The following is a 25,882-nucleotide window of genomic DNA, read 5'->3' on the forward strand; positions in this document are numbered from 1 at the left end:
TTCCCCCTAGTTGTTGAAGTTTCACAGACGAGCATCGTCCGCCGATGTTGAAACCTCAAGAAGAATGACAGTGGTGATCACCACCTCCGCAGGTGGGAAGTAATCCGGTCGAGCATCGCTTGACCGGCCACCGAGAACGGCTCACCGAGGCATCCGTGGCCCGCGCCGGGCTCCTGATGCTCGGCGACGGTCACCCCGGCCGCCCGCAGCTGCTCCGCCCACACCTGCGCGGAGCTGCGCAGCGTGTCCGCCTCACAGTTCAGCATGATCGTGGGCGGGGTGCCCGCGGCATCACCGTTGGCGGGGAACGCATAGGGGTCCTCCAGGATCTTCGCGTCGCCCGCGTAGTGCCGGCTCATGTCGCGGACCCAATCGGGCGAGAAGTAGACCACCCCAGGGTTGTCCCGGATCGCCGCGAGAGCAGTCGGGTTCCACTCCGGTAGCTCGGCGTGGAACACCGGATAGGCCAGCACCAGCGACGCCGGCAGCGGACCGGCGCCGTCGCGCAGGCGCTTGGCGACCCCGGCGGCCAGGTTGCCGCCCGCACTCGCCCCGCCGAGATGCAGATGATCCGCCGGCAGGTTCTCCACCGCCCAGGTCCAGCCGGTCAGCACGTCGTCGGAGGCGGCCGGGAACCGGACACCGTGCAGCGCCTTGCGGTAGTCGAGTGCGAGCACCGGGATGCCCCGCGCGGCCAGCGCCAGACCCACCCAGTGCGACTCGGCCATCCGCAGGTTGCCGCCGACGAACGCGCCGCCGTGCACCCAGACCAGCGTAGAGGCGCCTGACTCCCCGGCCGGCCGGTACAGCCGGGCCGGCACCCCGGCGGCCGGCTCGCTGACCTCGACAGCGGCCAGCTCCGGGAACCGCGCGAACAACTCCCCGTCGGTCGGACCGGTGTCCGGCATGTCGCCGGCGATCTCCATCATCCGGACGTAATCCGGCACCGGCGGCAACTCCCCCGCGGTGGCCCGGCCGAGGACCGCCCGTCGCGCCGGTCGCGGCAGCTTTCCGAGTACGCGGATCGCGTACCCCAGAACGGTCGCGCCGGCTCGTGCGCTCTCACCCATCGGCGGTCTCCTGATCAGTCGTGTCCGTCGCCGTGACCAACGCCGGGCGCCGCCGGGTGGAGACGACCGGTTCCAGGAGTACCACCGCGAACGCCGCCACTGTCAGTGCCGCGCCCGCCAGCGGCGTCACCCGGACCCCGCCGACCGGAATCAGCACCCCACCCAGGAACGCACCCGCGGTGATCCCCACGTTGAACGCGGTGGAGACGCCGGCCGCGGCCATGTCCGAACTGTCCGGCGCGGTCTCCAGCACCCGGGCGCCCAGACCGGAGGCCATCAGCGTCAGGCAGAACCCGGACACCGCCAGCGACGCCACCACGAGCACCGGCTCGCTCGCGAACAGCCACTGCACCGCCAGCACCACCGTCTGCACACCGAGCACCCCGGTCATGGTCAGCCACCCGTTGCGGGCCACCAGGTAACCCGCCGCCAACGCCCCGCCCACGCCGAGGACACCGCGGACGAACAGCAGACCGCCGACAGCGGACTCGGGCAGGCCGGCCACCTCGGTCAAGAACGGGCTGACATAGGTGAACGAGCAGAACGCGCCACCGACGCCGAGCGCGGTGTAGACGATGATCGCCCAGTACCGTCCGGCGTCCGGGGCGGTGCCGGTCGCCGTCTCCCGTTCGCCGATCGGCGCCCGCGGCATCACTGCCACCACGACCACCAGAAGGAGTACGCCGAGCCCGGCGAGCGCCCCGAAGGCGACCCGCCAACCGGTCTGCTGGCCCAGCCAGGTGCCGGCCGGGACGCCCGCGAGTCCGGCGACGGAGCCTCCGGCGTACAGGAAGGAGAGAGCGCGCGGGCGCTCCCGGGCCTCGACCAGAGCCGCGGTCGCGGGCGGGACCACCGCCCAGAACAGCGCATGGCTCAGCGCCGTGGCCACCCGCGCCGCCATCAGCGGAAGGTAGCCGTCGACCAGCGCGGACACCAGGTTGCCGGCGATCAGCACGGTCAGCAGGCCGCAGAGCAGCGACCGCCGCGGCAACCGGCGGGTGAGCCGGGTCAGCGGGACCGAGGCCACCACCACGACCAGGCCGTACACGGTGACCAGCAGACCGGCCTGTGACAGGCTGCCACCCACGTCCGCGGCGATCAGCGGCAACAGCCCGATCGGCAACGTCTCGGTGGTGACGAAGGTGAACGTGGACAGGGTCAGCGCGACCAGCGTGACCCGGACCGCGATCATCGCGACGCAGGCGCCGCCTCCACCGGACGCACCCGTGGCCGGGACCGCGAGACCCCGACGCCGGCCAGGCACAACGCGCCACCGGCCAGCGCCAGCCAGCCGGGGACCTCGGCGAGCAACACCCAGGACAGCAGGATCACCACGACCGGCACCGCGTAGGTGGTCGCACCCATCCGCCCGGCCGTCGTGCGGGCCAGCGCGTAGGCCCACGTCGTGAACGCCACCGCGGTCGGGAAGACCCCCAGGTAGACGACGCTGAGCGTGACGCCGGCCGGTGCCTCGGCGACGTCGTGGACCAGCTGACCGGCGAACGGCAGACACGCCACCGCGCCGATCACACAGCCGAACGTGGTGGCCTGCAGCGCGGACGCGTACCGCAGAGCGGGTTTCTGCGCGACCACCCCGGCGGCGTAGGTGACCGCGGCGACCAGGCACAGCACCACGCCGAGGACCGAGGACCGGCCGCCGCCGGACATCGAGACGCCGACCACCACCGCCCCGGCGAACGAGACCGCGATGCCGAGCAGCAACCGAGGCGGGAAACCCTCGCCGAGCAGCCAGCCGGCGAGCAGCGCCATCACCGCCGGGCCGACGTTGACCAGCATCGCGGCGGTGCCGGCGTCGACCAGCTGCTCACCCCAGTTGAGGGCGACCATGTAGACGCCGAACCACAGCACCCCGGAGATGACGATGCCCCGCCAAGCCGCCCGCGGTGGCAGCCCCTGCTTGCTGACCAGCAGGAACACCACCAGGACGAGGGATCCGGCGAGCAGGCGCCCGAGGGCGAGCGACCCCGGCGCGAAGTGCGGCGCGGCCGCTCGGATCCCGACGAAGGCGGACGCCCACAGAACGACGGTGACGGTGGCGGCGGCGAGCGCCCGTTTCTCCGGCATCCCCTCAGCCAACCCCCTCCCGCCCGTCCCGCGCTAGCGGAAAACGGACTCGGCGATCGACTCCAGGGCGGGTTGCCGGACGACGTACCGGGTGATGCCCCACTGCTCCTCGTTCCGCGCGATCTTCGTGCGGATCTCGCCGGCGGTCCCGATCAGCACGAACGGCACCGCCAGGGCATCGGCGACCGACATGCCGAGACGTTCGGCGTGCGGTGCGGCAGCCCCCTCGGCGTCGTCGGTGATCTCGACCATCTGCACCAGCGCTTCCAGCTCGGGTGGCGTCTCCCGCCCGGCGGCACCGGTCCTGACCTGCTCGATCTGCCGTTCGATCTGGTCCGGCCGCCATCGCGCCTGGTGCTGGTGGCCGTCCTCGAGCGTCCGTCCGAACCCGGTGAGCCCGACGACGTCGGCGTGCTCACCGGCCCAGCGCAGCATCCGTGAGTTGGCGGTCCCGAGCGTCAGCGGGATCCGTGCCTGCACCGGTCGCGGTTTCTCCAGCACGGCGTCCCGCACCGGTTCTCCGTCCAGCCCGCCACCCCGCACCGGTTCTCCGTCGAGCAGGGCACGCACCGCCTCGGTGAAGGCCAGACAGTGGGCGACCCGGCCGGCCACATCGGGACGTTCCCGGCCGACCGCCCGCCACTCGGCCGGCGTGTGCCCGGCGCCGACGCCCAGCCGGGCCCGCCCGCCGGAGATCACGTCGAGCGTCGCGACGTCGGCGGCGACCAGGATCGGCTCGCGGACCCCGGCGTTGACCACGTTCGACCCGAGGCCGATCCGGGAGGTGACCGCGGCCGCGGCGGCGAGCGCCACGAACGGCGATGCGCAACTCCCCGGATGGTCGGGGACGAGCAGGGCGTCGAAGCCCGCCTCCTCACACCGGACGGCGAGAGCTTTCCAACTCGCGGCGTCCTGCGGAACGGCCTGCAGGGAGAAAGAAGTCACCGCCCGAGAGTTCCACCGGCGTGCTCCGTCCCGGAAATGTTTCTGCGGACGGCAGAGACCTCCTTACGGAGTGACGCCGGCGTCCGGTGGTGGCACCGGCAACGGCGTCGCGCCCGCGGGACGCAGGCCGTCGAAGATGATCGCCAGGTAGCGGCGCCACAGATCCGGCCCCGCGTCCGGGGCGAAACTCGCCACGTGCCCGGGGGCGCACATCAGCAGCACCACGTCGGCCGCGGTGACGTCGGGACGGATCGCCCCCGCCCGGCGGGCGCGGTCCACCAGCACCTCGATCACGCCGTTCATCGCGAGGCGCGCGCCGGACAGCCGGTCGTTGACCGGGTGCGCGTCACGCAGCACCGAGAGGTCGCCGCGCTGCTGACGCTCGGCCGCGATGGTCAGGAACTCCAGGAGGGCGTCGCCCGGATCCGCCGCGTCGCGGAGCCGCTGACCGGTGTGGATCAGCACGCCGACCCGATCGAGGACCACCTCGGCGAGCAGGTCGTCCTTGGTGGCGAAGTGCCGGAAGACGGTGCCTTTGCCGATGCCGGCGCGCTGTGCGATGTCGGCGACCGAGACGTCCATGCCACGCTCGGCGAAGGCCGCCTCGGCCGCGGCGAGCAGCAGGGCCCGGTTGCGCGCGGCGTCGGCACGTAGTGGTCGATCACTCGTCATCACCCCAGTCTAAAGAAGTTGACCCGCCGGTCCGCTTAGGACTAGCCTGACCCTAACATGACCGCAGGGTCCGCTTACCGGGGGTTTCTCGATGCGCGCAGTGATCGCCACCAGTTACGGCTCGCCCTTCACCGTGGCCGACATTCCCACGCCGGTTCCCGGGCCCGGGCAGCTCCAGGTCCGGATAGCAGCCGCCGCGCTCAACCCGGCCGACCTGCGGATCGCGGCGGGCGACCTGCGGGCGGTGGCCGAGCTGACCTTCCCGCACACCCTCGGCACCGACTTCGCCGGCACCGTCACCGCGGTCGCCCCGGACGTCACCGCCTACACGCCGGGCGACGAGATCTTCGGCCACGCGATGCCCCGGGCGCTGCGCCCGATCGCCGGCCGCCACCGCCCCTCCCTCGGCTCCGGCACCCTCGCCGAGTTCGCCGTCGTCGAGGCCGACACACCGTTCATCACCCACCGCCCGCCCGGCCTCGACCCCGCCGACGCCGCCGCCCTGGGCACCGCCGGCCTCGTCGCCCGCGCGCTCCTGATCCGCGCCGCGATCCAGCCCGGCGAGACAGTGCTGGTCATCGGCGCCACCGGCGGCATCGGCACCGCCCTGATCCCGTTGCTGGCCGACGCGAAAGCCCGGGTGATCGCCACCGCCACCCCGCCTGACGCCGGCATCCTGCGCGGGCTCGGCGCTTCCCGCCTTATTCCGTACGGTGCGGAGCACTACCCCGGTGGCACCGACGTCGTCCTCAACCTGGTCCTGCCCGGCGACCGCCTGGACGGGGCGGCCGCGGCCCTCCGCCCAGGTGGCCGTCTCTTCTCCGTCACGTTCCCGGCGCCGCGTCCCGACCTGATCGGCCGCAACGACGTGACCGCCGAACTGGTGCTCGACAGCGAGGGCGCGTTGGGCGGCATGCACGAGGTCGCCGAGTTGGCCGGCACCGGCCTGCTCCGCCCTACCGTCGGCGGGCGTTACGAGTTGGATGAGGGGCCACGCGCCTACGCCGACTTGGCCACCCGCCACACCCTCGGCAAACAGATAGTCATCCCGTGAAGGCCCGTGGGTCAGAGGGGCGCGACGGCGGCGAGGGCCTTTTCGATGTTCAGGCCGGCCAGCCACAGCATCCAGTCGCGGTCCGGGAAGTCGGTGTCTGCGATCCGCAGCGGGCCCTCGATCAGCGACAACACCTGGGCGTAACGGTAGAGGGCCATCCGGTCCGGGTCCAGCGCGACGGGGTTCAGATCCGGATAGCGGTCGCCGAAACGCATCTCGATCCAGGCGTGGTCCCATTCGACGTCGAACCAGGCCAGGCCCTCGAAGTCGATCAGCACCGGCTCCCCCGCCGGCGTGACGAACACGTGGTCAGGGCCGAGTTCCCCGTGCACCAGGCCGTATTCCTGGCGGGGCCGAACCGCGGCGCGCAACTCCCGCACGTGTGCGGCGATCTGCCCATGCGCCGCCGCGAGCCGCTCCTCACGAGCTGCCGTCAGGTCCAGGTGCAGCAGCGCCCGGTCCACGATCACGTCCTCGGCGAGCCGCTGCACAGACGTGCTCTCGCGCTCCTCGGCGTGTTGCACCTCGGCTACCTTGCCGTAGCGCGGGCCGGTGGTGGTGTGCATGCGGCCCAGGGTGGCGCCGAGGTCGGTCAGCAGACCGGCGGCCCGGGCCGGGTCGGTCTCCATCACCGTTTCCAGCCTCAGGCTGCCCACGTCCTCCACCAGGGCGATGTCGGTGCCGAGATGGCGACCTTCGCGGTCCATCGTGAGCAGCCGGGGGACCCGGACGCCCGCTGCGGTGAGGGCCGCGTGGCTCACGGCGAAAAGCTCGGAGCCCGACGCGTCGGTGAACGGGTCGTCCGGCACCACCGACGAGGTCGGCCAGTAGCTCTCGTCAGGCGCCCACACGTACAGGATCACGGTTGTCGCGTCGTCGAGGTGCAGGCGGTAGACGCCCTTCTTGGTGCCGCCGGTGAGCCGGTCCACGCGGATCAGCCGTCGCTCAGAACCGAACTGCGCGGCCGCGAAATCGTGGAGATCCTCCAGCTGCAGAAACGCACGGCTCATGCTCGCCCCTCCCGTCAGGTCACCGGCCTGCCCGGGGACGAAGGTGGGGTGGCCACGAAGCGGCATGCCCCACCCGACGCGAGATCCTAATGCCCGCCCGGATCGAAGCGCTCGGCAATTCCTCTGAGGACCTCAGCCCGCCGCCACAAACGCCCACCCGGAACGCCCGAACCCGACGCAACACCGCCCGACGCGACATCACTCGAGGCGACGTCACTCGAGGCGACGTCACTCGACGCGACGCCACTCGACGCGACCACCGAAACCGGTCCGCCGCAACGAGACCAGCCCCCGGGCGGTGTTCCGGCACAACGGCGGGCCACCGCCGCGAGGGTGTCGTCGTCCACTGGCGGCTGCGCGTCGAGGATCAGCCGCCCCGCGTACACGATGATCCCGGCCTCGCGGGCGACGGCCTGATCCCTGTCGCTGAGGGTCGTCGATGGAGACTACAGGCCGAACGTCTTGCCGATGATCTCGCGCTGGATCTCGCTGGTGCCGCCGTAGATGGTGGAGACCAGGGTGGACCGGACGTACCGTTCCATGTCGTACTCGGTGGCGTAGCCGTAGCCGCCCATCATCTGCATGCCGGCTAGCGCCACCTGCCGCGCGACCTCGGTCGTCTTCAGCTTGACCATCGAGCTCTCCCGGGGCAGCACCGTCGACGGGTCCCGGTCGACCAGGGCGGCCGTGTGCCGGACCAGCAGGCGGCAGCATTCGATCTCGGTGGCCAGGTCGGCGGCACGGTGGCGCATCACCTGGAAGGAGCCGATCGGGCGGCCGAATTGCCGGCGTTCCTTCACGTACGCGATGGTGTCGTCGAAGGCCCTCCGGGCGGTGCCGAGCATCAGGGCCGCCAGCATCAGGCGTTCGACGTTGAGGCCGGCCATCAGTTGCTGCCAGCCGGCGTCGACGGTGCCGACGACCGCGTCGGCCGGGACCGCGCAGTCGGTGAAGTAGAGGTCGTTGACCTCGCGGCCGCCCATCGTGTCGATGCCGCTGATCCGCAGGCCGGGTGAGTCGGCCGGGACGAGCAGCATGGTCAGGCCGGCGTGGTCGCCGGCGCTGCCCGAGGTACGGGCGACCAGCAGGATCGCGTCGGCGATGTGGGCGTTGGAGCACCACGTCTTCTGTCCGTTGATCACGTAGCCGTCGTCGGTGGGGACGGCGCGGCAGGCTAGGTTGGCGACGTCGGAGCCGGCTTCCGGTTCGGACATGGCGATGGCGAAGACCCGGCCGGATGCGGTGCCGCCGAGCACCGTCTTCTTCTGCTCCTCGGTGCCGGAGCGTTCCACGGCCGCGGCGACGATGGCGGAGGTGGTGAAGCCGCCGATCGGCGCCTGTCCGTAGGCGACGTGTTCGAGGAAGAGGCAGGTGTCGGCCATCGCGCCGCCGGCCCCGCCGTACTGCTCGGGGACGGTGACGCCGAGCCATCCCAGGTCGGCCATCTTGCGGTACAGCCCGGGGTGGTGGGCCTCGTCGCCGCGCTGTGCCCGGGTGCCGGCCTCGCGGCGGCAGAAGTCGTCAACGGCTTCGGCGAAGGCCCGTTGCTCGTCGGAGAGATCGACCGTCATTTCGTCACCATCCGAAGGTTCGTGCTGGTGGGAGGAGACATTGACAGCGAACGTAACATATCAAATATCAAATGTGAGGGGTCTCGATGACGAGCACACACATTCAGTCGCTGTCCCCGGCAACCGCCGAGGTGCTTGCGGAATACGAGGTCGCCGGGCCGGACCAGGTCGCGGCGGCGGTCACCCGGGGGCGCGACGCCGCCCAGCGGTGGGGCGCGCTCGGTCACCGCGGGCGCCGGGACCGTCTTCTCCGCTTCAAACGTACGATCGCCGCCCGCGTCGACGAGTTGGCGGCGATCGTCGCGGCCGAGACCGGCAAGCCGCGGGCCGACGCGATCCTCGAGGTGATGCTCGCCGTCGAGCACCTGGACTGGGCGGCCCGCAACGCCGGCCGTGTCCTGGGGCGCCGCAAGGTCAGCAGTGGTCTGCTGGCCGCCAATCACGCCGCCACGCTGGAATACCACCCGATCGGCGTGATCGGGGTGATCGGCCCGTGGAACTACCCGGTCTACACGCCGTTGGGCTCCATCTCGTACGCGCTGGCCGCCGGCAACGCCGTGGTGTTCAAACCGAGCGAGCACACTCCCGGCGTCGGGGCGTGGCTGGCCGACGCCTGGGCCGGCGATCCGGTGCTGCAGACCGTGGTCGGCGACGGCACGACCGGGGCGGCCCTGTGCCGGTCCGGCGTCGACAAGATCGCGTTCACCGGGTCGGCCGCGACCGCCCGCCGGGTGATGGCGGCCTGCGCCGAGACGCTGACGCCGCTGGTCGTCGAGGGCGGCGGCAAGGACGCGATGATCGTCGCTGCGGACGCCGACCTGGACGCGGCGGCCCGCGCGGCCGCGTTCGGCGGGTTCGGCAACGCCGGCCAGACGTGCGCCGGTGTCGAGCGGATCTATGTGGTCCGCAGCGTCTATCCCGAGTTCCTCTCCCGGCTCAGTGCTCTGGTGTCGGGAGAGGTCCCCTACGGTCCGATGACCACCCCGGAACAGCCGGGAATCGTCCGCCGGCATGTTGAGGACGCCCTCGCGAAGGGTGGCCGGGCGGTGGTCGGTGGACCGGAATCGATCACCCCGCCGTTCATCAGCCCGGTGGTGCTCACCGAGGTGCCGGAGGACTCGACCGCCGTCACCGAGGAGACCTTCGGGCCGACGGTGGTCGTCAATCCGGTGGACAGCGTCGACGATGCGGTCACGCGTACCAATGAGAGCAAGTACGGCCTGGCCGCGGCGATCTTCTCCGGCGATGGTCGCGCAGCGGCCGAGACGGTCCGGCGTCTGCGCGTGGGGGCCGCGTCGATCAACGCGGTGCTGGGGTTCGCGAGCGTGCCGTCGCTGCCGTTCGGCGGGATCGGCGACTCCGGGTTCGGGCGCGTCCACGGCGCGGACGGGCTGCGCGAGTTCTCCCGGGCGCAGTCGGTGACCCGGCAGCGGTTCGCGCCGCCGATGGATCTGATGCGGCTCGACCGCGACCCGAAGGTGATGGAACGGGCGCTGCGCCTGTTCCGGCTGCGGCACGCCCGATGACCGTCGCTACGCCCAGATGCCCAGGTCGTCGAGGTGTTTGACGAGGTGCTCGGCGCCGTCGGTGAAGTGCCGGACCATCACCGACCGCGCCTGTGCCGCGTCGTGCGCGCCGAACGCGGCCAGCAGCGTCTCGTGATCGCCGCGCATCGACTCCCGCCAGGCCGGGTCCGCGGAATACACCCGGGCCGGGGTGTAGCGGGTCGCCACGTGCAGGAACCAGCTCAGTTTGCGGCTCTGCGCCATCCGGTTGACCGCGCGGTGGAACTCGAACTCCAGCCGTTCGATCTCGGCGACCTTGCGGGCCTTCGTCGCCCGGGCCAGTGCGCGGTCGGCCAGGGTCAGCTCGGCCAGCTGCGCCTCGGTGACCGCGGTCGCGACCCGGGCGGCCAGCTCACCGGCGATGTCGCCCTGCAGCCCGAAGACGTCGAGGATGTCCTGGCGGCTGAGCGGTGCGACCACGTACCCCTTGCGGGGTTCGAGTTCGACCATGTCCTCGCCGCGCAGCGTCAGCAGGGCCTCGCGCACCGGGGTGATGCTGACGCCGAGGCCGGCGGCCACCTCCTCGAGGCGGATCCGGCTGCCGGGCCGCAGCTCACCGGCCATGATGCGGCCGCGCAGCACACCGGCGACCTCTTCGGAGAGTTGCGGGCGATCCATCGGACCGACGCTATCAAATATCAAAAGTACGGAGGCTGATCATGCGGCTGGGCACGACACTGATGTACGCGGGCGACCCGCGGACGGCAGCCGACCAGGTGTCCGGCTGGGAACGCGCCGGCCTGGACGTGGTGTGGGTGGCCGAGGCGTACGGGTTCGACGCCGCCACGATCATGGGCTATCTGGCCGCCCGTACCGAACGGTTGGAGATCGGATCGGCGATCCTGCCGCTGTACACCCGGACCCCGGCGCTGATCGCGCAGACCGCGGCCGGCCTCGACGCGCTCTCCGGCGGACGGGCGCTCCTCGGACTCGGCGCGTCCGGGCCGCAGGTGATCGAGGGCTGGCACGGTGTCCCGTTCGACCGGCCGGTCGCGCGTACCCGGGAGATCATCGAGATCTGCCGGGCGGTCTGGCGCCGGGAGATCGTCACGCACGACGGCCTCTACCAGCTTCCACTGCCGCCCCGCGGGAAAGCACTGAAGATGCTGACCCATCCGGTACGCGACCGGATCCCGGTCTACGTGGCCGCGCTCGGTGACGCCAACGTCCGGATGACCGCGGAGATCGCCGACGGATGGCTGCCGTTCCTGTTCGTGCCGGAACGCGCCGGGCAGGTGTGGGGTGACGCGCTGAAGCACCGGCCGGCCGGGCTGCCGCCGCTGGAGATCGTGGCCGGCGGTCCGCTGGCGATCGGCGAGAACGTGACGGCGCTGCGCGAACTGGCCCGGCCGCAGATCGCCCTCTACGTCGGCGGGATGGGCTCGAAGGACCGCAACTTCTATCACGATCTGATCAGCCGGTACGGGTACGCGGCCGAAGCCGACCGGATCCAGGAGTTGTACCTGGCCGGCCGCAAACAGGAGGCGGCCGCCGCGGTGCCGGCCGAACTGCTCGAAGCGACCAGCCTGATCGGCCCGGAGTCGTACGTTCGGGAGCGGATCGCCGCGTACGCACAGGCCGGAGTGACCGTGCTGAACGTGACCCCGCTCGGCGACGACCCGCAGCGGCTGCTGGAGCGGGTGAAGGGGATGCTGGGCTGATGGGGCGCTACGACGTCCGCGACCGGATCGCCTCGCTGGACCCGGTCGACGACCACCTGGAGATCTACCGGTTGTCGGCGGGCCGCGAGTTCCCGTGGGACTACACGCGGGCGCTGGAGTTCGCGCTGTTCCGGACGTACTGCGTGCCGAGCATCTCGAAGCTGCTGGCGGCGACCGGGGAGTTCCGCGACCGGCCGCAGCAGCGTTACGACGACACGGCCCTGCTGATGGCGGAGATCGCCGCCCACGGGTACGACTCGCCGCGCGGCCGGGAGGCGCTGCGGGTGGTGAACCGCGCCCACGGCCGTTATGCGATCACCAACGACGACATGCTGTACGTGTTGTCGACGTTCGTCTACGACCCGATCGACTGGTTGGAGCGGTTCGGTTGGCGGCCGCTGCACCCGCACGAGCGGGTGGCGGCTTTTCACTATTACCGCGAGGTCGGCGCCCGGATGGGCATCCACGACATCCCCGACACTTATCAGGCTTTCCGAAACTTCAAGGTCGACTACGAGAAGGCGAACTTCGTGTACACGGAGGACAACCGGGTGGTCGGCACCTACACCGTCGACCTGTTCGCGTCCTGGTTTCCGGGATTCCTGCGCCCGGCAGCGCGACTCGGTGTCCGCAGCCTCCTCGACGAGAGGATGCTCCGGGCGTTCGGCTTCGACGCCGCCCCGCGCTGGCTGACCGTCGCCGCCGAGGCCGCCCTGAAAGCCCGCGCCCGGATCGTCCGCCACTTTCCACCGCGGACGCGGTCCGTGCTGGCGCAGCAGAGCCGCAACCGCACCTACCCCGGATATCCGCGGGGCTACTCCCCCGCCGACCTCGGCGCCCCGCCCCCGCCGCCCGACCTGCCCGGCGAGTTCCGGCACACGAGGAATCGTCCGGCCGGCAACGGGTACCACCCTGATCATGAGTGACGTCAACCCTGAACAGAAGTATGCCGAGTTCACCACCCAGGACGGCCCCGGAGGCGCCGACGTCGACGAGACCCCGGAGAAGCCGGTGGAGGACCTGAACCGCGACCCCGCCGCCCCGGTCACCGGCGACGAGGTGGAGCCGCCGGACTGACGGCGCCCTATCCGAGCTGCCCGATGTAAAGCTTCCGGTACTTGTCGAGAACAGGCGACAGGTCGCCGGTGGCGCTGCCCTGGAACAGGTCGAACACCTGCCGGTAGCGCTCGACGTCGTTGCGCCCGCGCGACGTCAGCCCGGTGTTGTAGACGTCGATGATCACCAGGTCGTCGTCGAGCATGGTGAAGCCGTGCAGGGGCGGCACCTCGATCGACGCGTCGTCCAGGATGACGCGGATGTCGACGGTGGGCCGGGCGGCCAGGCGACGCAGGTGTTCGATCTGCTCCAGCATGCCGATCGGCGGGCAGATGCGGTTACGGAGGGCGGATTCGGTGAAGACGAATGCGAACGACTTGGCCGGATCGGTGAGGATCTCCTGGCGCCGGATCCGCGCCGTCACCGCGGCCGCGACGGCCGTCTCGGCGCTCTCGTCGATGCCGGTGGTCGACAGCCGCTGAAAGGCCAGCAGCGCCGCGTGGGCGTAACCGCTCGTCTGCAACAGGCCGGCCAGCAGCGCCGGCTGGAAATCCCGGACGACCATGACCGACGATTCCCAGGCGGCCACCGCCGACTGGCGGCTGGCGAGGCTGGTCGACGTCGGCCGCCAGTCGGTGATCCGGTCGTGCTGTTGTTCCGCCCGGTCCATCAGCGACAGGGCCACCCTCTCCGTCGCTCCCAGTGCCCGTGCAATGTGCCCGATGTCCGCCGGATCGGGAAGACCACGACCCCGTTCAATACGGCTGATCTTGGGCTGACTCATCCCGACCATCAGGGCCAGCTGGGCGCCGGTGAGTCCCTGAGCCCGCCGCATCCGGGCCAGAATCTCCCCGACCGGTTCCTGCTCAAGGGGGGCACCTTGCGACACGATGATCGGCACCCCCCAATACTCGACCGGTCAGGACAGCTTCTGCAAAGCCTCTTTCAGTAGCTCGACGGGGATCTCGACGAGAGCCTCGCCGTCAGGAACGTCGATCCCGGCCTGATGAGCCGAGAGCGTGAAACCTTGAACCACCAACCGGTCCGAGCCGGTCTCGTAGATCGTCGGACAGGAACCCGCGGTGCAGACGTTGGCGATGGGCCGCAGGGCAAACGGCTGCGGCGCGGGGGAAGCGGCGGAGCGGGCCGCTAGGACGATCTTGGCTGCAAGAAAAGCGCAGGCGGCGAGGACAAGGACGAGAGCCGCGAGCAGGAGGGTATTCGCTCCGTTCGGATGAGTCACGCACACATATTATTCACTCAAGCGTGACCGTCAAGCGCGAACTCACTTTCTCCAAAACTTTCCACCTTAGAACATTCAAGCTTCCCTATTCAGATCTTGGGGACTCATTTTCATCATCAGCCTCACCTGCCTCCCGGCCGCGCGCCAGCAACTCCTTCTCAGCGCTCAAAACGCTTGATAGCCGACTGCAGAATACCAACCTGCCACCTTCCTGATCAGCACTTATACATGGCTGAATTCGCATCCTGTGAATGCGGATGGAAATTCATCGACCGTGCATAGATGCTGGAATCAACCCTCACTCGCCCGACCCAGGTGGCCGACATGATCGAAGCACCCCTGCGAGAGTTGCCGCTCCCGCACCACCAGTCCCTACTACTTCTCGTTCTGGCCTCCGCCTGCCTGATCATCGCGATCAAATTCATGAAGCGCGCCGTCAGGCCGTTCGGAGCCGTCGTGGAATCGATCGCCGCAACGGCCGCCGTGTTTCTGACCCTCGGTCTGGCATTGGCACTCGTCGTCGCTGCCGCCCTCAGCACCTGATCGAACCGCCGGCCCTGCTCGCCGCGGCTGACAGCCGGTGCAGACTGCGCGTCCGGCCCGCCCTGCGCCTTGCGGCCACCGCCCGCCGCCGGCACCTCTCCCGGCAGTCATCACGTGCGGAACAGGGGGCTAATGGCATGACCTAATACATTGCCGTTCATCGATGCCCGATGGTGGGGTGGGGGGCACCATTCCCCCACTCCGGAGGTCGTTCATGAGACGACGGCGTTCCCTGGCGGTGCTCACCGCGGTCGCCCTCTGCGTGACCGGGGCGTTCAGCGCCTCCTCCCCCGCGACCGCGGAACCGGTCGCCGATCCCGCCGCCGAATTCGAGATCTACGACGTGCGGACGCTCGCGCAGCGCAACACGATCGCCCGGTCCGGTGCCGCGATCGAGAACATCGAGCACGGGGTGGCCACGGTCACCGCCACCGGCGCCGAGGTCAGCCGATTGCGGCGGCTCGGCTTCACCGTGCAGGAGGCCGAGCCCGAGGCCGGCATCCTGGACTTCCCGCCGGCCGACTCTGCCTACCACAACTACGCCGAGACGCTCGCCGCGATCGACGCCGCGGTCGCCGCGTACCCGGCCATCGCGCGGAAGCAGGTGCTCGGCACCTCGTACGAGGGCCGGCAGATCGTCGCCGTGAAGATCTCGGACAACGTGGCTACCGACGAGAGCGAACCCGAGGTCCTCTACGACGCGGCACACCACGCCCGCGAGCACCTCACCGTCGAGCAGGCGCTCTACCTGCTCACCCAGTACACCAGCCTGTACGCGAGTGACACCCGGATCAAGAGCATCGTGGACAGCCGCGAGATCTGGATCATCCCGCTGGTGAACCCGGACGGCGCCGAGTACGACGTCGCCACCGGCAGCTACCGGTCGTGGCGCAAGAACCGGCAGCCCAACAGCGGTTCCAGCTATGTCGGCACCGACCTGAACCGCAACTACGGCTACCTGTGGGGCTGCTGCGGCGGCTCGTCCGGCGCCCCGTCGTCGGCGACCTACCGCGGGCCGTCGGCGTTCTCCGCGCCGGAGACGCAGGTCATCCGCAACTTCGTCAACAGCCGGGTGGTCGGCGGCGTCCAGCAGATCAAGACGGCGATCGACTTCCACTCGTACTCGCAGCTGGTCCTCTGGCCGTTCGGGCACACCACGGCGAACACCACCACCGGCATGACCGCCGACCAGTACAGCGTGTTCTCCACGTTCGGCACGCAGCTGGCCGCAACCAACGGCTACACGCCGGAGCAGTCCAGCGACCTTTACATCACCGACGGCGACTCGCTCGACTGGCTCTGGGGGACGCACAAGATCTTCGCGTACACCTTCGAGCTGTACCCGGGCAGCGCCTCGGGCGGCGGCTTCTACCCGCCGGCCAGCGTGATCCCGGCGCAGACCGCCCGGAACCGGGAGGCCGCGCTGCGGGTCGCCGAGGTGGCCGACTGCCCGTACAAGGTGATCGGCAAGGAATCGACGTACTGCTGATCCTCTCCACATAATGGCCGCGTGCAGATCACCGAACAGACGGTCCGGAATCTGATCGCGGCGCAGTTCCCCGCGTGGGCGGACCTGCCGGTGCGGCAGGTCCGTTCCGCCGGAACGGTCAACGCCATCTTCCGGGTGGGCGAGAGCCTGGTGGCGCGCCTTCCGCTCGCCGAGGGCGAGGATCTTCACGCCGAGGGGTACGCGGCACAGCAGCTCCTCGGCCGCACCAGGTTCGTCACGCCCACGCCGGTGGCGGTCGGCGAACCCGGTCCGGGATTCCCCCGCCCGTGGTCGGTGCAGACGTGGCTGCCCGGGACGATCGCCACCGACGACGACCCGGGTGCGTCGACCGGGTTCGCCGAGGACCTTGCCGAGCTGATCCTCGGGATGCGGGCGGTGGACACCGGCGGCCGCGCCTTCGACGGCCGCGGACGCGGGGGTGTCATCGCCGACCAGGGTGAGTGGATGCAGACCTGTTTCGCCAACAGCGAGCGACTTTTACCCGTACACCATCTGCGGTGTTTGTGGGATGCCCTGGGTGACCTGCCCCGGGGCCCGGACCCCGACGTGATGTCGCACAAGGATCTGATGCCGGGCAATGTGCTGGTGGCCGGGGGACGTCTGGCCGGGGTGCTTGATGTCGGCGGTTTCGGGCCGGCCGATCCGGCGCTGGACCTGGTGGGTGCGTGGCATCTGCTCGAATCCGGCCCGCGGGAGGTGCTGCGGGAGCGCCTGGGCTGCGGCGACGCGGAGTGGGACCGGGGGCGGGCATGGGCGTTCGCGCAGTCGATGGGCCTGGTCTGGTACTACGCGACGACCAATCCGACGATGTCCCGGATCGGGCGCCGCACCCTGATGCGACTGCTCGGCGGATATCCGTCGGCGGTATGAGCGACCTGAGATATTTATATTTACTGATGTAAATGTCAGGCTGCCCTCAGCGACGTGCCCCGACCGGGCGCGACCGGACTGAGGAGTACCAGATGCACAGATGGCGAACCCTTCTGGCCACGGCCGCCGCGGCGATCACCGCGGCGACGATGGGCCTCCTGGTCGCACCGACCGCGGCCGTCGCGGCGGACGACGACGAGATCGTCACCCCGTACGTCGTCGGCGGCACCCTGGCCACCCAGGGCGAGTTCCCGTTCATGGTGCGGCTCTCGATGGGCTGCGGCGGCGCGCTGTACAGCCCCAACCTGGTGCTCACCGCCGCCCACTGCGTCGGCTCCACCGGCACCAACACCTCGATCACCGCCACCCTCGGCGTGGTCGACCTGCAGTCCAGCAGCCGCCTGACCCGCACCTCGAACTACGTGTACCGGGCGCCCGGCTACAACGGCAACGGCGACGACTGGGCGTTCATCCGCCTGTCCAGCCCGGTCACCACGCTGGCCACGCTGCCGATCGCGACGAGCACCGCGTACGACTCGGGCACCTTCACCATCGCCGGCTGGGGCGCGGCCACCGAGGGCGGCTCGCAGCAGCGTTACCTGCGCAAGGCCACCGTCCCGTTCGTCAGCGACACCACCTGCAACTCCAGCAGCATGTACGGCGGTGACGTGATCGCCGCCGAGGAGATCTGCGCCGGCTACACGGCCGGTGGCGTCGACACCTGCCAGGGCGACTCCGGCGGCCCGATGTTCCGGACCGGTGCGAGCGGCTTGGTCCAGGTCGGCATCGTCAGCTGGGGCGACGGGTGCGCCCGCCCGAACAAGCCCGGCGTCTACACCCAGGTCAGCTACTTCTCGTCGGCGATCCGCTCGGCGGCCACCAGCCTCGGCGGCTGACGCCTCACGCCACTCCGCGGGTGTGGTGCCGCTGCCGGCGCCACACCCGCGTCATGTCTCCCCCGGTCTGCTGTCGGCCTAAACGCTTGGTTCCCGGCGCGGTCGCCGTCGACGATCGCATCATGCCGGAACTCAGGAAGATCCCGCTCGACTCTCTCACTCTCGCGCTGCGGGTGTGGCCCGCCGCCTCCCGGAACGCTGTCCCCGCGGTGCTGCTGCCGGCGACCGGCAAGACCGCCGCGGACTGGGACACGATCGCTGCACCGTTGTCGGCCGAGCGCACGGTGTACGCGGTCGACCTGCGCGGCCACGGCGCGAGCGACTGGCCCGGCGACTATGCGGTGGAGTTGATGGCCCGCGACGTGATCGGGCTCCTCGACGTCCTCGACATCGGCGAGTTCGACCTGATCGGGCACTCAGTGGGCGGCTTCGTCGCCTGCCTGGTCGCCGCGGCCCGTCCCGCCACGGTCCGGCGCCTGGTCGTGGAGGACATCCCGTTCCCGCACCCGCGGCCGGCCGCGCCCCCGGCCCGCCCGGCCGGCGACCTGCCGTTCGACTGGCGGATGGTGGAGCAGGTCCGCCCCGAGCTGGACTCCCCGGACGACGCCCTCTGGTCCGCGACGGTGGCCGCCATCGCCGCCCCCACCCTGGTGATCGGCGGCGGCCCGGCCAGCCCGATCCCCCAGCCGGACGTGGCCGAGCTGGCCGCCCGTCTCCGCGACGCCCGCCTGACCACCATCAACGCCGGCCACCTGATCCACGCCACCCGGCCCGCCGACTTCCTCGCCGCGGTGACCGAGTTCCTCTAGGGCAGCGCGTCGCCGGGGTGGAGCAGGGCGTTGCGGTAGGCGATGACGACCAGCTGGGCGCGGTCGCGGGCGTTCAGCTTGATCATGGTGCGGTTGACGTGGGTCTTCACGGTCAACGGTGAGAGGTGCAGGCGGCGGGCTATGTCGTCGTTGGACAGGCCGTGGGCGACCAGCACCAGGATCTCCGACTCGCGGTCGGTGACCAGGTCGAGTTCCGGCATCCGGGGTGCCGACGGTGTCCGGGCCTGCTCGACGAACCGGCTGACCAGGCCTCTCGTGGCCTTCGGCGACAGCAGGGCCTCGCCGGCGGCCACCACCCGGATGGCGTTGACCAGGTCGGTGGGTGCGACGTTCTTGCCCAGGAAACCGCTTGCACCGGCCTGCAGGCAGAGCACCACGTTGTCGTCGTTGTCGAAGGTGGTGAGCACCAGTACGCGTACCCCCGCAAGATTTTGATCGTCGCAGATCAGCCGGGTGGCCTCGATGCCGTCCATGTGCGGCATGCGGATGTCCATCAGCACCACGTCGACCCGGTTGGTGTGGGCGAGGGTGACCGCCTCGCGACCGTCGCCGGCCTCGCCCGCCACCTCCATTCCCGGCTCGGCGTCGATGATCATTTTGAAGCCGGCGCGGATGAGCGCCTGATCGTCGGCGAGCAGTACCCGGATCGTCATGACGGCCTTTCGGAGAGGACCGGCACGGCCGGCAGCGTGGCGCGTACCCGGAAACGTCCCCCGGGTAGGGGGCCGGCGGTGATGGTGCCGTGGGCGGCGGCGGCCCGTTCGCGCATGCCGAGCAGGCCGAATCCGGAGCCGGCGCGTTCGGGCCTCGGCGCCGCGACCCGGTTGGTGATCTCCAGGCTGACCGCCGACGGGGTGAATTCGACGTCGAGGACGGCGCTGCCGGTGCCGTAGCGGTGCGCATTGGTGAGGGCCTCCTGCACGATGCGGTACGCGGCCAGATCAGCCACCGCCGGCAGTTCCCGCTCCGGTCCGCGCTGCTCGTGGCGGATCTCGAAGCCGGTGGCGCGCAACGCGTCGAGCAGTTCGGGCAGGCGTTCCAGGCCGGGGGCCGGTTCGGTGCTGTCCATCTCGTTCTCGTCGCGGAGCACACTGATCACCGCTTTGATCTCCTCGAGGACGGTGTCCGCGGCGGTCCGGATGTGCGCCAGCACCGGCCACACCTTGTCCGGCTGGCCGCGCAGCGCGTGGTCGGCGGCCCCGGCGTGCACGCTGATCACCGCGATGTGGTGGGCGACGACGTCGTGGAGTTCCCGGGCGATGCGCAGGCGTTCGTCCATGACCCGGCGGCGGGCCTCCTGTTCGCGGGTCAGTTCGGCCTGCCGGGCGCGTTCGGTGACCTCGGCGATGTAGGCGCGGCGCATCCGGATCGAGTCGCCCGCGCCCGCACCCCCGAAGACGAACGCGAACAGTCCGAACTGCGCGGACGTCCACCAGGCGTTACCCACGGAAATGGTGCCACAGATGCAGAATGTCCCGTACGCGACCGCCGCAAGATGCCACGGCCGGCGCCGCGCACTGTAGAGCGCGGCGTTGTAGGCCAGCACCCCGGCCGTGATGAACATGCCGGCCGGAGCACGGTCGAGCAGGATGCACACCGCCGTGACGGCGACGTCGACGACCAGCACCCCGATCGGACGGTGCCGGCGCAGCAGCATCAGTACCGCCGCGCCCACCGCCAGCCCCGGCGTCCAGGTGGTCGCCAGTTCGTAGTTGAGCCGCAGCACCAGCACGAACGCCGTGACCGCGAGCAGCACGTCACCCGCGAGGGCCCTGCGATTCTCCAGCACGCCACCGAACCTATGCGGCCGAGCGGGGAACCTCGTCCTGTTCCGGCAGTAACCGTCACCACCGTCCGTACCGCATCCGCGGTACACGGCTGCCTGCGCCGGCCGGACGCCACCGGACCGGGACGCCGAGATCGTGGTGGGCATGGCATCACTCCTGTACCGGCTCGGCCGGTTCTCGTACCGGCGCCGCCGGCTCACCCTGGCCGCCTGGGTCACCGTGCTGGCCCTGTTCGGCATCGGCGCGCTCACCCTCGCCGGGCCGACCGACGACACGTTCTCCATCCCGGGTGCCGAGTCGACACAGGCCCTGGAGGTGATGGCGGAGAAGTTCGGCGGTTCCGGCAACGCCACCGCCACTGTCGTCTTCACCGCGGACACCGACCTCACCGGCACCGCCACCAAGGCCGCGGTCGAACGGGTGATCGCCACCCTGGAGGCGTCGCCGCAGGTGGCGGCGGTGGCCGACCCCTTCGAGGCGCAGACGGTGGCGGCGGATCTGCGGACCGCGTACGCAACCGTCACCTACGACGTGGCCGCCGCGGACGTGACCGACGAGGCCCGTGACGCGCTGATGGCCGCCGGGGACGGTGCCCGCGACGCCGGGGTCGGCGTCGAGTACTCCGGTGCGGTCACCGCGGCCGCCGAGCAGAACCACACCAGTGAGGCCGTCGGCATCGCGTTCGCCGCCCTGGTCCTGCTGCTCACGTTCGGTTCCCTGGTCGCGGCCGGCCTGCCGTTGCTGACCGCGCTGGTCGGGGTGGGCGCCGGCATGTTCGCCATCCAGATCGCCACCGGTTTCCTCGACCTGTCCGGCTCCACGTCGGCGCTGGCCACCATGCTCGGTCTCGCGGTCGGCATCGACTACGCCCTGTTCGTCGTCTCCCGGTACCGCCACGAACTGCAGCGCGACGGCGACGGGGAGGAGGCCGCCGGGCGGGCGAACCGGACCGCCGGGTCGGCCGTGGTGTTCGCCGGCCTGACCGTGGTCATCGCACTGGCCGCGCTCGCCGTCACCGGCATCCCGTTCCTGACCGCGATGGGGGTCGCCGCGGCCGGCACCGTGGCGATCGCTGTGCTGGTCACGCTCACTCTGGTCCCGGCGATCCTGGGATTCGCGGGTGACCGGATTCTGCCTCGTACCCTGAAGAGGAGGACTGTTCCGTTCGGTGAGCGCTGGGCCCGGATCGTGTTGCGGCACCGGTGGCTCGTCCTGGTCGGCTCGCTCGCCCTCCTCACGGTGATCGCGCTGCCCGCCACCGACCTGCGGCTCTCCCTGCCCGACGACGGCACCGCGGCGGTGGACTCCACCCAGCGCAAGGCCTACGACCAGCTCGCCGAGGGTTTCGGGCCGGGCTTCAACGGTCCGCTGATCGTCGTGGTGTCGGCCGGCGCCGGCGCGGCACAGGACTCCGCCGCGCAGGCCCAGCGGGTGATCGCGAAACTCGACGACGTCGCCCTGGTCACCCCGCCGACGGTGAACGCGGCCGGGGACACCGCGATGCTCACCGTGATCCCGGCGAGCGCGCCGACCAGCGAGGCCACCGAGGACCTGGTGCAGGACATCCGGGACCACGCGGCGACGGTCTCCGGTGCGAGCATCGCGGTCACCGGCGCCACCGCGGTGAACATCGACGTTTCACAGACACTCACCGATGCTCTGGTCCCGTACCTGATGATCGTGGTCGGTCTTGCCTTCGTCCTGCTCATGCTGGTGTTCCGCAGTCTGCTGGTGCCGTTGAAGGCGACCGCCGGATTCCTGCTCAGCGTGGCTGCCGCCCTCGGCGCGATGGTCTTCGTCTTCCAGCAGGGCCACCTGGCCGGTCTGCTCGGCGTGGACAGCACCGGGCCGCTGATCAGCATCATGCCGATCTTCCTGATCGGCATCCTGTTCGGCCTGGCCATGGACTACGAGGTGTTCCTGGTGACCCGGACCCGGGAGGAGTTCGTGCACGGCGCGGAGCCCGACGCGGCGATCGTCACCGGCATGAGCCACGGCGCGCGGGTGGTCACCGCCGCGGCCCTCATCATGATCAGCGTCTTCGCCGGTTTCATCATGGCCGACGATCCGATCATCAAGATGCTCGGTTTCGGGCTTGCCTTCGGCGTCGCCGTCGATGCCTTCCTGGTACGCATGACGATCGTGCCCGCCGTCCTCTCGATGCTGGGCCGGTCCGCATGGTGGCTGCCTCGCCGGCTGAACCGTCTGCTTCCGAACGTGGACGTCGAAGGCTCCGCGGAAGACCCCGAAACCGTACCGAAAGCGGACGAGATCTCCTCCTCGGCGCGGTACTAAAAGTGCAACTTTCACGTCCGCGAGGCCATGGGGGACACTGTCGGGTATGGAGGTACACCCACCGTTCCTCTTCGCCCACGACGCCATGGCCGCGACGGGCACCGTCGCCGTGCAGGGCGATCTCCACGCGGACATCACCGTCGTCTCGGTGCACGGTCGCTGGAGTGCGGCCCTGCGCCGGCAGACCTCGGTGACCCTGCGACGATGCCTGATCGGGCAGCCCGCCGGACTGCTGCTCGACCTCACATCCCTCGACGACCCGACCGGCCGCGGCGTCCCGACCTGGGTCGCCGCCCGACGACGCGCCGGAGCCCTGGACCCGCCGGTGCCGCTCGCCCTCGCCGTCCCGCCCGGCATGTCCCTCGCGGCGCATCTGCGTCCCGCGCTGGTCACCCGCGGCAGCGTCGACGAGGCGCGGCGCGCACTGGAGGAGCGCCTGCCGGCGGTCCCCCGGATCAGCGACCGCCTCACCAACGACCGGTCCGCTCCCGGCCTGGCCCGCCGGCTCGCCGAACAGGCGTGCACCGGTTGGGGGCTTCCGGACCTGCTCGCCCCGGCCCGCCTGGTGATCTCCGAACTGGTCTCCAACGCGGTCGAACACACCACCGGACCGGCCCGCGTCGCGATCACCCGCCGCGGCTCCGGCCTGCGTCTGTCGGTGGCCGACGCCAGCCGCGAACTGCCCCGCACCGGCGTCCGGCCCGGACCGTCCGGCGGCCGCGGACTCCAGATCATCCAGGCTGCCGCGGCGGCGTGGGGCGCGATGCCGGTGCCCGGCGGCAAGCTCGTCTGGGCCACGATCCAGAGCCCTGTGGGGTACGCGTAAAAGCAGCCCCCGGGAGCAGCCACTGCTCCCGGGGACGGCGGGGCCTTCGGCGCCGGGTCTACTCTGCGGGCGTCGGTCCCGTGGTCGTCGGTTGCACGGTGGCCGGGTCCGTGGCCGGTGCTGTCGTGGTCGGCTCTGTAGTGGTCGGCGCCTCCTCCACCGGCTCGGCCTCCCCGCCCGGCAGGTAGGCCGTGGTCGCGGGGACCGGCCGGTTGACCTCCGCACCAGTGAACGCGAAGGCGCCGCACAGCAGGAACAGCACGACCAGCACCCCGCCGCCGACGAGCCCCCAGCCCCAGCCGGGAAGGCCACCGCGTTTCGCGGGCATCACCGGCGCCGGGCCGTGAGTCATGGGCGCCGGGCCGAATGCCGCGTCGGAGCCCCGCCCGGCGGCCTCGGATCCCTCGTAGCCGGATCCCGCCGCGATCGCCGCGATGGCCGCCAGACGGCCGGTGTCCTGGGCCTCGGCCGCCGCCGCGATGTCCCGCGGCTCGCCGAGCCGGTCCAGGATGGCCACGGTGGCCGCCCCCGAACCGTCCTCGGACTCGGCCCGCGCGATCTCGATGTGTTCCCGCAGATCGCGCAACAACTCCTGCCGCCGAACCACCGGCAGCCCCGCCGCAGCCAACTCGACCCGCGCCAGATAACCCTCGATGAGGTGATCAGTCTCGGTCATCGTCTCCCGCTCCCTCGGTAGTCCCGCTCGTCACCCGCACCGAGTCCGGTGTCTTGTCGTCATTCGTCGCGTCGCCGTCCGGCTTGCCGGAACCCGTCCCGGCGGCGCCCCCTCGTCCGGCATGCCCGTCTCCGCCGACGGTCCGGACGGGTGCGACTCCCAGCGCTCGCCGCTCCGAGGCCACCACCACGGGTGCGGCACCCTTCGCCACACCGGTGGCTTCCATCGCACCCATCGGGGCTGATGCGGCACCCCGCGCCGGGCCCGTCGCCGCCCCGACGACTCCGCCCTCGGTGGCCGGAACCACTTCGATGCCCAGCGCCCGGTCGACGCCGGCCCGGAAGACGACCCACTCCGCCCGGAACCGGGACAGCGCCGCCTCCCCGTCCGGGGTCAACGTGTAGTAGCGCCGGGGCGGACCGGCTGGAGCCTCCCGCCAGGTGGTGGCGATCCGGCCGTGGCGTCGCAGCCGGGAGAGCAGTGGATACATGGTGCCCTCGCTGGTGGGCATCCCGAGCGTCTCGCCGAGCTGTCGCACCAGCTCGACCCCGTAGAGCTCACGCCTGTCGAGCAGCGCGAGCACACAGAACTCGATCGTCCCCCGGCGCAGTGCCGTGGTCAGTGTCGCGTCGTCACTCACGCCAACAAGGTACCTTGCACTGCAATATAGAGCCAGAGCAGGTGGCCGACGATCAATGAAGAACAGCCTCCGACGGCCGCCGGAGTGAGCGACCTCAGACGGCGCGGCAGGCGCGGATCAACAACTCGACCAGGTCCCAGGCCGCCTCACCGGTCCACACCACGGAAGCCGCCGCCACCGCTACCGGCAGGGCGTACAGTCCTCGCCGCACCCGGGCCGGCTCCGGCCGCAGCAACCTGGCCACCCGCCGCGGCACCACGCCGGGCCGGTCCGCAAGATGCAGCCCCGCCCCTCCATCGGCTCTTCCGCCTGCACCCGCGAGTGCGGCCGCCCCGATCGCATGGGCGACGAGCCGCCGGTCCCCCACCTGTTCCGCCGCGCGTTCGTCCGCCGCCCGCTCGATCAGGTAGTCCACGTGCCGCCCCACCCACCACAGTGCCGGATGCGCGGCCACCGCCACCTCGGCCGCCCGGACCAGCCGGTGATGCCGGCCTTCCAGATGCGCGTTCTCGTGGGCGAGCAGCGCCCGGAACTGCGGTCCGCTGAGGGCGTCCCGCATCCCGGTGGTCACCACCACGTGCCCCGGCTCCCCGGGAACGGCGAACGCCCGCGCATCCGCCTCGTCGACCATGACCAGGCCACCCGGTCCCGGCGGCGCCAGGGCGAGGACCTGCCGATGCCGGCGTACCCGCATCGTCACCGACACCGCGGCCGCCACCGTCAATCCCACGCTGAGCCACGGCACCCAGGCGACGTAGGCGGTGTCGTCCGCAACCACCCGGGCCGACCACCCGAATCCACGCCCCACCGCCGGAATCTCCGCAAGCGCGTGCGCGGACAGCAACACCAGATTGATCGTGCTCGCCACCGCGACCGTCACCGCCGACCACACCACCGCCACCGCCGCACGCCCCGGGGCGAGCCGGTCGACCACGAGACGCACCACCACGACGATCATCGGGGGTACCACGAGAACCGACCAGACGAAGTGATCGAACATCGCCCCGCCCGCCCTCCTCGCACCGGCCGCACTCCCGGCCGGCGGCACCCCCGCCCGGCGCGGCGGCCTCGCCGATC

Annotated in this window: 26 protein-coding genes and 1 pseudogene; 12 read left to right on the top strand and 15 right to left on the bottom strand. The window is 70.9% G+C overall.

What is annotated here, in order from left to right; translation table 11 throughout:
* Nucleotides 1-77: 77 nt before the first annotated feature.
* The 5 genes from QSK32_RS14040 to QSK32_RS14060 form a co-directional block, all read right to left on the bottom strand.
* Nucleotides 78-1,070, bottom strand: coding sequence for an alpha/beta hydrolase (locus QSK32_RS14040; protein WP_285472148.1), 993 nt, complete (start codon nucleotides 1,068-1,070; stop codon nucleotides 78-80).
* Complete coding sequence (locus QSK32_RS14045) at nucleotides 1,063-2,262, bottom strand: MFS transporter (protein WP_285472149.1); 1,200 nt, start codon at nucleotides 2,260-2,262, stop codon at nucleotides 1,063-1,065. Before QSK32_RS14045 ends, QSK32_RS14040 begins: the two co-directional genes overlap by 8 nt.
* Nucleotides 2,259-3,155, bottom strand: coding sequence for a DMT family transporter (locus QSK32_RS14050; protein ID WP_285472150.1), 897 nt, complete (start codon nucleotides 3,153-3,155; stop codon nucleotides 2,259-2,261). The genes QSK32_RS14045 and QSK32_RS14050 overlap by 4 nt, the downstream gene beginning before the upstream one ends.
* Nucleotides 3,156-3,188: 33 nt before the next feature.
* Nucleotides 3,189-4,100, bottom strand: a complete 912-nt coding sequence (locus QSK32_RS14055; RefSeq protein WP_285472151.1) for an LLM class flavin-dependent oxidoreductase — start codon at nucleotides 4,098-4,100, stop codon at nucleotides 3,189-3,191.
* Nucleotides 4,101-4,163: 63 nt separating this feature from the next.
* Nucleotides 4,164-4,772 (bottom strand): TetR/AcrR family transcriptional regulator, encoded by a 609-nt coding sequence (locus QSK32_RS14060; protein ID WP_045739659.1) that lies wholly within the window; start codon nucleotides 4,770-4,772, stop codon nucleotides 4,164-4,166.
* 91 nt (nucleotides 4,773-4,863) lie between these two features.
* Between QSK32_RS14060 and QSK32_RS14065 the strand changes: the two genes are divergently transcribed.
* On the top strand, nucleotides 4,864-5,826 hold the full coding sequence (locus QSK32_RS14065; RefSeq protein ID WP_285472152.1) for an NADP-dependent oxidoreductase: 963 nt from the start codon (nucleotides 4,864-4,866) through the stop codon (nucleotides 5,824-5,826).
* A gap of 11 nt (nucleotides 5,827-5,837) precedes the next feature.
* Here the strand turns inward: QSK32_RS14065 and QSK32_RS14070 are convergent, their stop codons facing one another.
* Both QSK32_RS14070 and QSK32_RS14075 read right to left on the bottom strand, forming a co-directional pair.
* Nucleotides 5,838-6,836: a phosphotransferase family protein gene (locus QSK32_RS14070; protein ID WP_285472153.1), complete on the bottom strand. Its 999-nt coding sequence runs from the start codon at nucleotides 6,834-6,836 to the stop codon at nucleotides 5,838-5,840.
* 446 nt (nucleotides 6,837-7,282) lie between these two features.
* Nucleotides 7,283-8,407, bottom strand: coding sequence for an acyl-CoA dehydrogenase family protein (locus QSK32_RS14075; protein WP_285472154.1), 1,125 nt, complete (start codon nucleotides 8,405-8,407; stop codon nucleotides 7,283-7,285).
* Nucleotides 8,408-8,493: 86 nt separating this feature from the next.
* On the opposite strand from QSK32_RS14075, the gene QSK32_RS14080 reads away from it, so the two are divergent.
* Complete coding sequence (locus QSK32_RS14080; RefSeq protein ID WP_285472155.1) at nucleotides 8,494-9,933, top strand: aldehyde dehydrogenase family protein; 1,440 nt, start codon at nucleotides 8,494-8,496, stop codon at nucleotides 9,931-9,933.
* Nucleotides 9,934-9,939: 6 nt separating this feature from the next.
* On the opposite strand, the gene QSK32_RS14085 is transcribed toward QSK32_RS14080, so the two are convergent.
* Complete coding sequence (locus tag QSK32_RS14085; protein WP_285472156.1) at nucleotides 9,940-10,590, bottom strand: GntR family transcriptional regulator; 651 nt, start codon at nucleotides 10,588-10,590, stop codon at nucleotides 9,940-9,942.
* Between the two features lie 41 nt (nucleotides 10,591-10,631).
* On the opposite strand from QSK32_RS14085, the gene QSK32_RS14090 reads away from it, so the two are divergent.
* From QSK32_RS14090 to QSK32_RS14100, 3 genes are read left to right on the top strand one after another with little or no spacing between them, the layout of a single operon-like run.
* Nucleotides 10,632-11,633, top strand: coding sequence for an LLM class F420-dependent oxidoreductase (locus QSK32_RS14090; protein WP_285472157.1), 1,002 nt, complete (start codon nucleotides 10,632-10,634; stop codon nucleotides 11,631-11,633).
* Complete coding sequence (locus tag QSK32_RS14095) at nucleotides 11,633-12,559, top strand: oxygenase MpaB family protein (RefSeq protein ID WP_285472158.1); 927 nt, start codon at nucleotides 11,633-11,635, stop codon at nucleotides 12,557-12,559. The genes QSK32_RS14090 and QSK32_RS14095 overlap by 1 nt, the downstream gene beginning before the upstream one ends.
* The gene (locus QSK32_RS14100; RefSeq protein WP_285472159.1) at nucleotides 12,552-12,710 is read left to right on the top strand and encodes a hypothetical protein; all 159 of its coding nucleotides are present in this window, start codon (nucleotides 12,552-12,554) and stop codon (nucleotides 12,708-12,710) included. The genes QSK32_RS14095 and QSK32_RS14100 overlap by 8 nt, the downstream gene beginning before the upstream one ends.
* 7 nt (nucleotides 12,711-12,717) lie before the next feature.
* On the opposite strand, the gene QSK32_RS14105 is transcribed toward QSK32_RS14100, so the two are convergent.
* Both QSK32_RS14105 and QSK32_RS14110 read right to left on the bottom strand, forming a co-directional pair.
* Nucleotides 12,718-13,590 (bottom strand): helix-turn-helix domain-containing protein, encoded by an 873-nt coding sequence (locus QSK32_RS14105; RefSeq protein WP_353050971.1) that lies wholly within the window; start codon nucleotides 13,588-13,590, stop codon nucleotides 12,718-12,720.
* An 18-nt stretch (nucleotides 13,591-13,608) separates the two neighbouring features.
* Complete coding sequence (locus QSK32_RS14110; protein ID WP_285472161.1) at nucleotides 13,609-13,932, bottom strand: hypothetical protein; 324 nt, start codon at nucleotides 13,930-13,932, stop codon at nucleotides 13,609-13,611.
* A gap of 282 nt (nucleotides 13,933-14,214) precedes the next feature.
* Between QSK32_RS14110 and QSK32_RS14115 the strand changes: the two genes are divergently transcribed.
* The 5 genes and pseudogenes from QSK32_RS14115 to QSK32_RS14135 all read left to right on the top strand — a co-directional run bounded on the left by QSK32_RS14115 (nucleotide 14,215) and on the right by QSK32_RS14135 (nucleotide 18,560).
* Nucleotides 14,215-14,475: a hypothetical protein gene (locus tag QSK32_RS14115; protein ID WP_285472162.1), complete on the top strand. Its 261-nt coding sequence runs from the start codon at nucleotides 14,215-14,217 to the stop codon at nucleotides 14,473-14,475.
* A 163-nt stretch (nucleotides 14,476-14,638) separates the two neighbouring features.
* Nucleotides 14,639-15,961 (top strand): annotated as a pseudogene (locus QSK32_RS14120) (M14 family metallopeptidase); the annotation flags it as partial.
* Between the two features lie 24 nt (nucleotides 15,962-15,985).
* Nucleotides 15,986-16,855 carry an aminoglycoside phosphotransferase family protein gene (locus QSK32_RS14125; RefSeq protein ID WP_045739650.1) on the top strand — a complete coding sequence of 290 codons (870 nt, stop codon included), beginning with the start codon at nucleotides 15,986-15,988 and terminating at the stop codon, nucleotides 16,853-16,855.
* Nucleotides 16,856-16,947: 92 nt separating this feature from the next.
* On the top strand, nucleotides 16,948-17,751 hold the full coding sequence (locus QSK32_RS14130; RefSeq protein ID WP_083448686.1) for a S1 family peptidase: 804 nt from the start codon (nucleotides 16,948-16,950) through the stop codon (nucleotides 17,749-17,751).
* A gap of 122 nt (nucleotides 17,752-17,873) precedes the next feature.
* A complete protein-coding gene (locus QSK32_RS14135; protein ID WP_045739743.1) occupies nucleotides 17,874-18,560 on the top strand; it encodes an alpha/beta fold hydrolase in 687 nt (228 codons plus the stop codon).
* Here QSK32_RS14135 and QSK32_RS14140 read toward each other — a convergent pair.
* A complete protein-coding gene (locus tag QSK32_RS14140) occupies nucleotides 18,557-19,234 on the bottom strand; it encodes a response regulator (protein ID WP_285472163.1) in 678 nt (225 codons plus the stop codon). The genes QSK32_RS14135 and QSK32_RS14140 overlap by 4 nt on opposite strands.
* Nucleotides 19,231-20,370, bottom strand: coding sequence for a sensor histidine kinase (locus tag QSK32_RS14145; RefSeq protein ID WP_285472164.1), 1,140 nt, complete (start codon nucleotides 20,368-20,370; stop codon nucleotides 19,231-19,233). The genes QSK32_RS14140 and QSK32_RS14145 overlap by 4 nt, the downstream gene beginning before the upstream one ends.
* Nucleotides 20,371-20,512: 142 nt before the next feature.
* Between QSK32_RS14145 and QSK32_RS14150 the strand changes: the two genes are divergently transcribed.
* Both QSK32_RS14150 and QSK32_RS14155 read left to right on the top strand, forming a co-directional pair.
* Entirely contained in the window at nucleotides 20,513-22,663 is a 2,151-nt protein-coding gene (locus QSK32_RS14150) for an MMPL family transporter (protein WP_285472165.1), read from the top strand.
* Nucleotides 22,664-22,709: 46 nt separating this feature from the next.
* Entirely contained in the window at nucleotides 22,710-23,489 is a 780-nt protein-coding gene (locus QSK32_RS14155) for an ATP-binding protein (RefSeq protein ID WP_045739646.1), read from the top strand.
* A 58-nt stretch (nucleotides 23,490-23,547) separates the two neighbouring features.
* Here QSK32_RS14155 and QSK32_RS14160 read toward each other — a convergent pair whose 3' ends face one another.
* From QSK32_RS14160 to QSK32_RS14170, 3 genes are all read right to left on the bottom strand, one after another.
* Nucleotides 23,548-24,165, bottom strand: coding sequence for an HAAS signaling domain-containing protein (locus tag QSK32_RS14160; protein ID WP_052720047.1), 618 nt, complete (start codon nucleotides 24,163-24,165; stop codon nucleotides 23,548-23,550).
* Complete coding sequence (locus QSK32_RS14165; RefSeq protein WP_285472166.1) at nucleotides 24,152-24,805, bottom strand: PadR family transcriptional regulator; 654 nt, start codon at nucleotides 24,803-24,805, stop codon at nucleotides 24,152-24,154. Before QSK32_RS14165 ends, QSK32_RS14160 begins: the two co-directional genes overlap by 14 nt.
* A gap of 94 nt (nucleotides 24,806-24,899) precedes the next feature.
* Nucleotides 24,900-25,805, bottom strand: coding sequence for a M48 family metalloprotease (locus QSK32_RS14170; RefSeq protein ID WP_285472167.1), 906 nt, complete (start codon nucleotides 25,803-25,805; stop codon nucleotides 24,900-24,902).
* Nucleotides 25,806-25,882: the final 77 nt, after the last annotated feature.

This window comes from Actinoplanes sp. NBRC 101535, assembly GCF_030269225.1.
GTDB classification, from domain to species: domain Bacteria; phylum Actinomycetota; class Actinomycetes; order Mycobacteriales; family Micromonosporaceae; genus Actinoplanes; species Actinoplanes rectilineatus.